Source organism: Dokdonella sp., assembly GCF_035511235.1.
In the GTDB taxonomy this organism is placed as follows: domain Bacteria; phylum Pseudomonadota; class Gammaproteobacteria; order Xanthomonadales; family Rhodanobacteraceae; genus Dokdonella.
In genome coordinates, this window is sequence record NZ_DATKFQ010000008.1 from 91,435 (window position 1) to 100,601 (window position 9,167).

General features: G+C 68.1%; 9 protein-coding genes. 4 read left to right on the forward strand and 5 right to left on the reverse strand.

What is annotated here, in order from left to right; all coding sequences use genetic code 11:
- The first annotated feature begins 13 nt into the window (after positions 1-13).
- Entirely contained in the window at positions 14-451 is a 438-nt protein-coding gene (locus VMR06_RS04100; protein ID WP_325373290.1) for a hypothetical protein, read from the forward strand.
- Positions 452-679: 228 nt separating this feature from the next.
- On the opposite strand, the gene VMR06_RS04105 is transcribed toward VMR06_RS04100, so the two are convergent.
- The 3 genes from VMR06_RS04105 to VMR06_RS04115 form a co-directional block, all read right to left on the reverse strand.
- Entirely contained in the window at positions 680-979 is a 300-nt protein-coding gene (locus VMR06_RS04105; RefSeq protein WP_325373292.1) for a hypothetical protein, read from the reverse strand.
- 24 nt (positions 980-1,003) lie between these two features.
- Entirely contained in the window at positions 1,004-1,537 is a 534-nt protein-coding gene (locus VMR06_RS04110) for an SgcJ/EcaC family oxidoreductase (RefSeq protein WP_325373294.1), read from the reverse strand.
- A 271-nt stretch (positions 1,538-1,808) separates the two neighbouring features.
- Positions 1,809-2,873: a YeiH family putative sulfate export transporter gene (locus VMR06_RS04115; protein WP_325373296.1), complete on the reverse strand. Its 1,065-nt coding sequence runs from the start codon at positions 2,871-2,873 to the stop codon at positions 1,809-1,811.
- Between the two features lie 320 nt (positions 2,874-3,193).
- Here VMR06_RS04115 and VMR06_RS04120 point away from each other — a divergent pair, with 320 nt between their 5' ends.
- From VMR06_RS04120 to VMR06_RS04130, 3 genes are all read left to right on the forward strand, one after another.
- Positions 3,194-4,093, forward strand: coding sequence for a LysR family transcriptional regulator (locus tag VMR06_RS04120; protein WP_325373298.1), 900 nt, complete (start codon positions 3,194-3,196; stop codon positions 4,091-4,093).
- A 64-nt stretch (positions 4,094-4,157) separates the two neighbouring features.
- Positions 4,158-5,711 (forward strand): SLC5 family protein, encoded by a 1,554-nt coding sequence (locus VMR06_RS04125; protein WP_325373300.1) that lies wholly within the window; start codon positions 4,158-4,160, stop codon positions 5,709-5,711.
- A 262-nt stretch (positions 5,712-5,973) separates the two neighbouring features.
- Positions 5,974-6,708: a hypothetical protein gene (locus tag VMR06_RS04130; protein WP_325373302.1), complete on the forward strand. Its 735-nt coding sequence runs from the start codon at positions 5,974-5,976 to the stop codon at positions 6,706-6,708.
- A gap of 36 nt (positions 6,709-6,744) precedes the next feature.
- On the opposite strand, the gene VMR06_RS04135 is transcribed toward VMR06_RS04130, so the two are convergent.
- Both VMR06_RS04135 and VMR06_RS04140 read right to left on the reverse strand, forming a co-directional pair.
- Complete coding sequence (locus VMR06_RS04135) at positions 6,745-8,841, reverse strand: hypothetical protein (RefSeq protein WP_325373304.1); 2,097 nt, start codon at positions 8,839-8,841, stop codon at positions 6,745-6,747.
- Positions 8,842-8,891: 50 nt separating this feature from the next.
- Positions 8,892-9,167: transposase (locus tag VMR06_RS04140; RefSeq protein WP_325373306.1), on the reverse strand; the 276-nt coding region annotated here is incomplete at its 5' end.

A 9,167-nucleotide genomic window follows, 5' to 3' on the forward strand; every position in this document is an offset into this window, starting at 1 on the left:
CAAGGAAACCAGGATGAAAGTCTTTGAGCTTGCTCCTTTCTTGGCGCTCGTATGTGGCCTCGCATTGTCCTGCCCAGTCTCGGCGGGGCGGACCATCGGCATCTTCCTATGCCCCAGCTGCGGAGTGGCGACACCGATTCCGGATCCGCAAACCAACAATAGTCTCATTAGCAACCAGGAGAACTGGGACGCGGTCTATCCCGACCTCCCGGTCAGCCCTGGCGATATCCTCATCATCTGCAACAACTCCTACTGCGTTCCTTACACCATGAACGCGAATGGGACCTACGCAGGCGGAACTCGGGTGCCGCAGCTGCCGCCCGCTGGCGGTACCGGCAGCGGGAGCGGCGGAAGTGGGCCGCCTTCAGGCGGACTCGCCGGACGCCTGCGATGCGGCTACGTCAACGGCGTGCTCGACCATTGTCAGTACGTCTACGAGTACATTGCCTGAGGGCATCCGTCTCGGGGATCGGCGATAGCTGATCGCGGATTCGTTGCCTCACGCCTGTCTAGTACTGAATCTGCCCGCGCTGCGGATGCAATTGGACCTCCAATGACGTTTCCGTCGCATCGGGACAGGATGGTGTACCTCACAAAGAATGAGCAAATCACGAGATCCGTAGAGTCGCTACGTAGACTGAGCGATCGCGGGATCAGCCGGCTGCGCGCGTGACAGGGATCATGGTGATCTGCGGCTGTACAGCGGAGAGCCGAGATAGGATGTCCAGCACACGGCGGCAAGAGCGCACAAGGCGACACATGCGATGACCACGCACGCAACGTGCCGCTGTTGGCTACGGAAGAAAGTAAAGAGCTGACGCAGGCGTTCGAGGATCGCGAGAAAGCCAAATCCTGCGACGAGGGCAGCGATCTGGTTTAGGCCGACCGCGACAAGCGCGAGTGCAAGGAGCGCGGTAGCGGTCGCGATGAAGCCGGTTACTCGCATTTCGAGTGAGACGTCGACGTTCGAAAGCTTCATATTCTTCGTCGGACTCGACCAGGATCAGCCGATCGCCGGCTTAGCGGCCTGGTGCGGCTCAGCTGACGCTGGCGTGTTCGGCCGTCGCGGTGCTGCATTCGCATTGTCCATATCCGAGAAGATCAGCCACGACCCGCCCGGCTCGCGGCGCAGTGTCAGTGTGAACTTCCCGGTGTCGCCCGGACCTGCACCGTAGCCATAGGCGCCGATGATGTAGCCGATCGTGTCGCCGGCCGAGAACGCCAGTGCGCGCAGCCGCAGCGGCGCGCCGCCCTGGCTCTCGTAGACGGCGCGGATCGCAGCGCGTCCGCGCGTCGGTGGACGGTTGCTCTGCAGGATGAAGCCGTCTTCGGTGAACAGCGCCGCGAGGGCCGCGGCGTCGCCGGCGCGCCAGGCGCGCTCGTAGTCACGGAGCACGCGGTCGAGTTCCGCCGGCAACGCGATGTCCGGAACTTCGGTCGAAGACGTCGGCTTGGGAAGGTCTGTTGCGAGCAGTGGCACGGCCGCTACACCGAAACCGAGGACGACGCTGGCAAGCATGAAGCGGGTGACGCCCATCCGGGATTTCCTCTTGATGACTGGCTGTTCGATCGCGCCACTCTACTCGCAGGGCGACCCGGGATGCGCACGCGTCGAGGGCTTCACCGGCATACTGAATTGGCCCGGTCGTGCAGCGGCGTCGCCGGATGCGGCGACTTCGCGCAGCGTTCGCCAGGCAATGCCGCGCGGAGGATCCTGGCATCACCCGGGGACGCGGGATGCATGGCGCAGATGGCAATACACAGCGTGCAAATGACGCGTGGCCTCAGCCAAGGCCCCGGTCGGCCGCTCAGCCGAGCAGCGCCCATACCGCCGCATTGATCGCCAGCCCGCCGACGATCAGCCACACGGCCAGCAGTCCGGCGAGCAGGAGCGGCCGCAGTCCGGCACGGCGGATCGCGTCGAGGCGCGTGCCAGCGCCGAGTGCGGCCATCGCGGTGGCGAGGATGAGGCCGTCGAGCTCGATGCCGACTGTGACTGCGCGTTCGGGCAGCACGCCGGTCGAATGCACGGCGGCGACCGCGATGAAGCCGAGCGCGAACCATGGGACGTGCAGCCGCCTGGGCTGCGCGTCGGCGGCCGGCTGCGCGGCGCGGCGCGTGAGCCAGGCCGAGAGCAGCAGCAGGAACGGCGCCAGCATCATCACGCGGACCATCTTGGTGACGACCGCGATGTCGGCGGCCTGCTCGCCGACCGCGCGGCCGGCGACGACGACCTGGGCGACCTCGTGCACGGTGGAGCCGGCATAGACGCCGTAGTGCAGCGGCGAGGCGCCGATGCCGAGTGCGACGGCGAGCGCGTACAACGCCGGATACAGGAACATCGCCGCGGTGCCGAACACGACCACGGTCGCGACCGCGACGGCCACCTGCTCGTCGCGTGCGCGCACGACCGGTGCGGTCGCCATGACCGCGGCGGCGCCGCAGATCGCGCCGCCGGCGCCGACCAGCATCGAGGTGGCCCTGTCCAGGCCGAACATTCGCGGCCCGAGCCGCGCCGCCAGCGCGAACGTGCCGGCCAGCACCAGCGCGTCGATCGCCACGCCAGCGACGCCGATCGCGGCGACGTCGTGCAAGCCGATGCGCAGGCCGTACAGCACGATGCCGAGCCTTAGCAGCGTCTGCTTGGCGAAGGCTAGTCCCGGAGCGGCCGCGTCGAGCCAGCGCGCCGACGCGAGGTTGCCGAGCGCCATACCGATCACGATCGCCAGCGTCAGCGCACCGATGCCGCGGCTCTGCAGGAGCGGATGGGCGGCCGCGGCGATGCCGGCAGCGGCGATCGCGGCGGCCAGCAGCAGGCCGGGCAGGCGGGCGGGAATCGACGGACGAATCAGGGTGGGGACGAGCGGACGCACGGATCAGGGGCGTGGCGAGGACGAGGCGCGTACTCTGCGCGCCCACGGTCTATACATGAAACGGATTATTCCAATAGAATCGATGCGGTTATTGAATAGAAAGGACGCGTCGTGCCCGGCATCGGTCCCCCTGCTGCGGCGGCGAACCGATCGTGCAAGCCGGCGTCCGTCGCCGGCCTGCCGCTCGGGGCCGGCGCAGCCGTCCACGCCGAGGCCGACGGTCTGCTGCGGGTCGCGGCGGCGGATGGGGGCCTTGAGCTTGCGGTCATGAACGGGACGAACGGCCGGACCGCTTGCCCTCACCGCTCGATGAAGCCCCGATGCGCCTGACCTTGCGCCAGCTGCAGATCTTCCGCGCGATCGCCGAGACCGGCAGCACCGTGGCGGCGGCCGAGCGCGTCGCGCTGTCGCAGTCGGCGGCCAGCGTGGCGCTCGCCGAGCTGGAGCGCGCGCTGGAGACTCGGCTGTTCGACCGGGTCGGACGGCGTCTGCTGCTGAACGACCGCGGTCGCGCGCTGCTGCCGGCGGCGACGGCGCTGCTCGAGGATGCGCGCGACATCGAGGCCGCGTTCGGTCCGGGCGGCAGCGCGGCGGACCTGCGCCTGGCCGCCAGTACGACGATCGGCCATTACGTGCTGCCGGGCCTGCTCGCCGGGTTCCGGACGGCGCATCCGGACGCGCGGCTGGATCTGCGCGTCGGCAACACGCGCGAGGTGGTCGAGGCGGTGGCCGCGTTCGAGGTCGATCTGGGCTTCATCGAGGGGCCGTGCCACGCCGATGCGATCCGCGTGCGGCCGTGGCGCGAGGACGAGCTGGTGATCGTGGCGGCGCCGGATCATCCGCTGGCCCGCGGCGGCGAGCGCCTGCCGTTGCGCCGGCTGCGCGAGCTGCGCTGGCTGCTGCGCGAGCCGGGCTCGGGCACGCGCGAAGCGGTCGAGCAGGCGCTGCTGCCGCATCTGCACCATCTGCCGGCCGACATGACGCTGGGCAGTTCCGAGGCGATCAAGAACGCGGTCGCGGCGGGGCTCGGCGTGAGCTGCCTGTCGCGCAGCGTGGTGCGCGATCTGCTCGACCTCGGCCGGCTGACGGTGCTGCCGACGACGCTGCCGCGCCTGTCGCGGAAGCTGTCGGTGATCCACCACGAGAAGAAGCTGCTGTCCGGCGCCGTCGCGCGCTTCGCCGAGCAGTGTCTGGCCGCAACCGGCGACGCGGTGGGTTGATCGATCCGGCCGAGCGTGTTTTCCTGCGGCCTCCGACGACCGCTTCGAGGGAAGACCGCACCGGATGAGGGTGTCGCTGCATCCACTGGACTATGCCGTGCTGGCGGCCTACGTCCTGATCGTGCTGGTGGTGTGCGCGCGCACGGTGCGGCGGGCTCCGGATGCCGACGAACTGTTCCTGGCCGGCCGCTCGCTCGGGGCCGGCGTCGTGGGCCTGTCGCTGTTCGCCTCCAACATCTCCTCGACCACGCTGATCGGGCTGCCCGGTGCGGCGTGGGAGCACGGCATCTCGGTAGCCAATTACGAGTGGATGGCCGCGCTGGTTCTGATCTTCAGTCTCTGGTTCGTCGTGCCGGTCTTCATCGGGCGCCGCCTGACCACCGTTCCGGAGCTGCTCGAGCAGCGCTTCGACCGCGGCATGCGCCGCTACCTGTCGGGCGTGACGGTGTTCCTGGCGCTGGTCCTGGACACCGCCGGCAGTCTCTACGCCGGCGCCCTGGTTCTGACGCTGTTCTTTCCGGGGCTGGCCCTGGCGCCGACCTGCGCGGCGATCGCGCTGTTCGCAGGCCTCTACACCGCGGCCGGCGGCCTGCGCGCGGTCGCCTATACCGACGTGGTCCAGAGCATCGTGCTGCTGCTGGGATCGGCCTTGCTGTTCGTCCTGGTCTGGGGGCAGTTCGACTATTCCTGGGAAGCAGTGCGCACGGCGGTGGCGCCGGAGAAGCTGTCGCTGATCCGGCCGGCGGACGATCCATCCCTGCCGTGGACCGGAACGCTGCTCGGCCTGCCGATTCTGGGCTTCTACTACTGGACGATGAACCAGTACGTGTCGCAGCGGCTGCTCGGCGCGCGCGATCTGACCGCGGCCGCGCGTGGATCGCTGCTGGCGGCGGCGCTGAAACTGCTGCCGGTGTTCCTGATGGTGCTGCCGGGCGTCATGGCGATTCCGCTGCTGGGCGGTCTGGAACGCGCCGATCTGGTATTTCCGACGCTGATCGCACGCTACGCGCCGGTCGGCATCGCCGGCCTGATCCTGGCCGGTCTGCTGGCGGCGATCATGTCGAGCATCGATTCGGCGCTCAACTCGGCGTCCACGCTGATCACGGTCGATTTCGTGCGGCCGCGCCGGCCCGGCATGGACACCCAGGCGATGGCGCGGCTGGGGCGGATGCTGACGATGGGGCTGGTCGCGCTGGCGGCCCTGTGGGCGCCGATGATCGACCGGTTCCAGGGCCTGTTCGCCTATCTGCAGCAGACCTTCGCCTACGTCACGCCGCCGCTGGTCGCGGTCTTCGTGCTGGCTCTGTTCAGTCGCCGCATCGGTGCCGTCGCTGCGCTGCGCGCGACGCTGACCGGCCATGCCGTCAGCCTGGTCGCCTTCGTCGCCGCGCAATGCGGATGGATGCCGCTGCACTTCACGGTGGTGGCCGGCGTGCTGTTCGCGATGACGGTCGGTGCGGCGTATCTGTGGCAGTTCGCGGCCGGCGCCGACCGGCCCGATGCGGCACAGCTGGGCAGCGTCGACCGGCGCAGCGTGCCGCGGCTGTCGCCGGGCCAGCGCGTGCTGGCGCTCGCCCTGGTCGCCGTGACGGCGGCCATCGTCATCGCCCTGCGCTGAGCGCGCACCGCCGCGACGGGCGCGGCGCAGCCGTGGTCTGAGCCGATCGGGCGCCGCCTTGCGCATTGAGACCGACCGCGCCTCGACGGCGCATCCTGCCCGGAGGATCGGCCCGATGAAGACCCCACGCCCGCCCGTTGCCGTGCACCCCGCTGGCGCAGTCTGCGCCGGCGCGCGGCCGGCCGTTGCCGAACCTGAGGCCGCCGCGGCCGGAGCGGAATTGTGCCGTGCGCAGCGCCGTAGCCGGACGCGGTCCGCCGCCGTGCTGATCGGCCTGATCGCGGCGGCCGGCTGCGGCACCGCAGCGGCAGCCGACGCTTCCGACGCACCGGACAGCTGGACGCTGGCGCTGCCGCTCGGCGGCGTGCCGCTGATGCTCGGCAGCGAATGCCCGGCGTTCGTGTTCCGCGATGCGTTCGAGCGCGGCACGCTGGCGCAGCCGGCCGGTGCCGGCACGCCGATGAGGTACGTCACGCACGACGGCTACACGATCCAGATCGACCTGCACACGATCACCGTGACCGATCCGCACGGCCGCAACACCGTGCAGCACTGGGGCGATCCGCACGAGAACCTCAACGGCAAGCACATCAAGGACTGGGGCGGCGAGCCCGAATGGGACAGCTCGCGGCGCTCGATCCTGGTCGGCGGCGCCAAGCTGACGATGCACGCGGCCGGTCCGCAGGGCGTCGTGCTCGAGACCGCGCTCTACGACGGCGACCGCAACCTGCGCTTCACGAACACGACCAACACGCTGCTCCACTTCATCCTCGACACGGGCGACACCGCGGCGCGCGACGCGGCCGAGTACGACGGCGAGACCGCCGCGTTCGAGACCGATCCGCTGGCGCTGACCGCGAGCTACCGCAACGTCTACAACGAGGACCCGGCGTTCCAGCGCGTCGAGGACGAGCGCATGCTCGGCACCACCGGCGGCTGCGCGAACCCGAACCAGGTCAACGACTACTACGACGATCCGCGCCTGGGCCATACCTGAGCGCGCCGGAATGCAGCAGTTGCGATGTCACCGCACTCAGGGTCCTTCGAACGAATCGAAGAACAGCTGCTCATCCAGAACCAGGCGCAGTCGATAGAGTCCATTTTCGGTCGACAGTCCGAGCACCCATGCGTTGCGGCCCATCGGTGCGGCCGCAAGTCCAAATCCTTCCTCAGGCACCGGCCCCAGATCCGGGCTGGTCGCCAAGGTCTGTCCGGTTGAGCCGTCGACCAGGACGAGCGTCTCCTGCGTGGCGATGAGCATGCGATGCACGTCGCCGCCCAGCGCCAATGCCAGGCGATCCGAAGCGCCGGTCGGGTAGTTGCGTAGAACGGCACGCGTCGAGGCGTCGAAGTAGGTCATTTTGCTGTGGTTCGTGAAGACGGCCAGTTCCGGACGTCCATCCACTCCGTGCGACACGTAGGACGCACCATGGTTGTCCAGGAGCATCGTCCACAATTCGGCCCCGGTCGCTACGTCGTAGGCATTCAACGCTTGCCGCGTGACTACCACGGCTGCCTTTCCGGACGGCGCTGCATCGGTGTCGATCAGCAGCAGTCCGCTCATCTTGTTGAAAGGGCTTCCCGGTACGTCGGTCATCCACAGCTGGTGTCCGTCGATGCCGGACACGGCGGTCAGCTTCGCCGGCGACCCTCCCAGTACGTTGGATTGGGATGCGAACAAGTAATCTTCCAGGCCGTCTGCGTCGACATCCGAAACCACCAGTCCACGCGTGGAATAGCCGAATGCACCTTTTCCGGTGAACGGATCGGCCACGCGAAAGATCTGCTCGCGCGTCGAGCCGTCGAGGACGATCAGCACGCCGGCCGGACCGTTGCCGGCCAATGCGATGCGGCGGGACGCGTCGGCCTTCGCTGACGTCACGGCGATCTGGAACGGAGTGAGCGTCTCGCGCTCCTCCGCCGTCCACTCGATGTGCCCGCTCGCCGCGTCGCGTAGTGTCGTAATCGCGGAGCCACCGGTGAGCAGCTCGGGGTGCCCGTCGCCGTCGACGTCGTCCAGGATCGCGGTGCGATCGGCACCGGACAATCCACGCAACCCCCACAAAGTGCTGCCGTCCAGACTGCTGGCCAGCAGTAAGGCCGGATTTGGATCGACCGGTTGGGAGGCGATGGCCAAGTCGGCCCTGTCGACCTCCAACATCGACACGTCACTGACCGCCGTCGGCCTGGGCGATGTAATCCGGGTCAGCTCGGCACCGGTGGCGGCATCGTGAACCCCGACACCGGACCACACCGTGTCGCCGACGAAGACCGAGCCATGGCCCTGAGCGCCGAACGGTGCGATCGCCAGTAACGATACCTCGAAGGGTGTGTAGGCCGTCCACAAGGGTGACCAGGGCCCCGAGCGAAACGCCGTAAAGGCACTGCCGGTACCCGCCGACACCCATCGATCCGCGGACATCCCACCGAGTGATCCGATCGCTAGTCTCGACCCGAATCCGTCGATGTACTGCCATTCCAAGGCCTGCGTGGCGCCGTCGATCACGCGACCGGCCGCACCGGCCAGCACGATTTCCAACGCCGGATCGGCATCGAGTTGGGCCAGAGCCAGATCCTGCGTGCCAGCGAACGCGTACGTACGCGACAAAGCGCCGTCGGACAGGCGATACGTGAAAACGCCCGTTTGAGTCGACACGACGAGATCCTCGATGCCGTCGCCATCGACATCTCCGGCTCCGGCAGCGCTCGCTCCGGGGACGATGGGAAGTTGACGCCGTTCGACCAGAGGTTCGCCGCCGTACTCGCGAGCCACCCCACCTCTGCCCACCGTCAGGACGGTGCGGTAACCTAAGCCGGGGGCTGGCAGCACACGTACCAGGCTGCCGTCATCGGGTAGCCGCATCTGTTGCTTGAGGATGGGCATTTCACTATCGCGACGCCCTACCACGAAAAGAAACGTGTCGTGCGCGAGCACGCTGAACGCCAGATCCTGTAAGCCTGCCTGCGTACTCTCGATCCGTACGAGCCCGCTCGAAGCCGTGTCCCGAAAGCTATGGGTATCCAGATCCGTGAGGCTGAAATAGGGAGCGGATCCGCCGGCGGTCGCGCCCGAAACGGCGATGGACGCGCCGAAGAAAACGTAGGTGAACACCGCGCGTACTTGTCCCACGGATGAATCTCCTCGAATCGTGCTGACCTGCGTACGGATCTTGTAGCCAATCAGGCGGTGAGTCCGGATTGAATGGTATCGGGTTCCTGCCACGCCTGGCGAACGCTGGCCGGAGTCTTGTAGCGATGCGCGCTGTGTGGCCGCTGCTCGTTGTAGAACTGCCGCCAGCGCTCGATCAGCACCTTCGCTTCGGTGCGACTGCGGAACCATTCGCGATTGAGCAGCTCGTCGCGCAGCTTGCCGTTGAAGCTTTCGACGAAACCGTTCTGCCAAGGGCTTCCCGGCGCGATGAAGGCCGGGCCGATCGCCGCGTCGCGCAGCCAGCG